General features: G+C 61.3%; 1 pseudogene. It reads right to left on the bottom strand.

The window, feature by feature from the left end:
* Positions 1-532 (bottom strand): annotated as a pseudogene (locus ACRXB1_RS37290) (hypothetical protein); the annotation flags it as partial.
* Positions 533-589 lie beyond the last annotated feature (57 nt).

Below are 589 nucleotides of genomic sequence, written 5' to 3'. Positions count from 1 at the left end.
CTCGCCGTGCTACCTCAAGCGAATCGTCCGCGGCGGCGAACATATCGCCTTGCCGTGTAGCACGGTCGAGTCGCGGCAACGCCTTTGCGTATCTGCTAACGCCAGAACCGTCAAAGCTATCAGCGCCGGCGGCCGCGCAAATGCGAATCCGACGAGCTGAGTTCACCCGCCCGACGTGCAGGTGACAGTGCCGCCGTCGCGCAACAGAACCCCAGGCTTGCGCCGTTGCTTCCTTCCACTCGGTCGTGCCACCAATAAAGATGCCGATAGCCGGTGACAGCAAGCTTGCAACATCGTTGATTTGCATCCCGTTCTGCACGGCGAGCAGCATCCTTGTTGGCATGCCGCGCAGTCGTTCCTTCCACCGCAACGAAAACTCCAACGATGCGAGACCACCCGCTACGATGTCGGGCAGCACGATCCAATCTGCACCCTCTCCAAGCCGATCTACGGCAAGGAGAAACGCGTCCTCATCAAATGGTTGCTGCTGAACGAACGCCGACCAGGCGCCATTGTCCAGGGCGTAACGCATGCCCTCGGTGCGAAGCTCGCCTTTGGCGGAAACGAGAAGGCGCCACCCGGCATCGCG

The sequence above is a fragment of the Caballeronia sp. M23-90 genome, from assembly GCF_053574605.1.
The sequence above is the reverse complement of the archived record's forward strand: the minus strand, read 5'-3'. Positions and strand labels throughout refer to the sequence as shown.